The sequence below is a fragment of the Staphylococcus sp. EG-SA-2 genome, assembly GCF_017152085.1.
Map to the genome: position 1 here is coordinate 1 of NZ_JACYHC010001313.1, position 598 is coordinate 598.

Below are 598 nucleotides of genomic sequence, written 5' to 3' on the forward strand. Positions count from 1 at the left end.
ACATTCATATGTCTGGTGACTATAGCAAGGAGGTCACACCTGTTCCCATGCCGAACACAGAAGTTAAGCTCCTTAGCGTCGATGGTAGTCGAACTTACGTTCCGCTAGAGTAGAACGTTGCCAGGCAAAAAATGGATGCGATGAGCCGCATTGAGACCGCAAGGTCTCTTTTTTTATGTCTAAAGTTACATAGTAAAAAGCAAACACAAAGAAAGATGGCTTGGCGAAGTGAAAACGTTTGAATCTGACGAAACAAGAAAAGAGCGCAACGAGTTTAGTAGAGCTAAATGAGTAAGCGAGAGCCGAAGGAGAGGAAAGAAGCAAGCGATTGTCACAAGTCAAGAAAGGTCTTTAGCGACGATGGTAGCAAACTTACGTTCCGCTAGAGTAGAACGTTACCAGGCAAGTTGAGACCGCAAGGTCTCTTTTTTTATGTCTAAAACGTCAAAATAAAAGCAAACACAAAGAAAAATGGCTTGGCGAAGTGAAAACGTTTGAATCTGACGAAACGAGAAATGTAAAGTATAATAAAAAGCAGTCATAAGATGATTTCAATTAGAAATCAATTTATGACTGTTTTTCTTACTATGTGTTAAAT

At 39.8% G+C, this 598-nt stretch carries 1 rRNA gene; it reads left to right on the forward strand.

Annotation, left to right across the window (positions count from 1 at the left end):
* Positions 1–11: 11 nt before the first annotated feature.
* Positions 12–126: ribosomal RNA gene (rrf, locus tag IDG60_RS21040) — 5S ribosomal RNA — on the forward strand.
* Positions 127–598 lie beyond the last annotated feature (472 nt).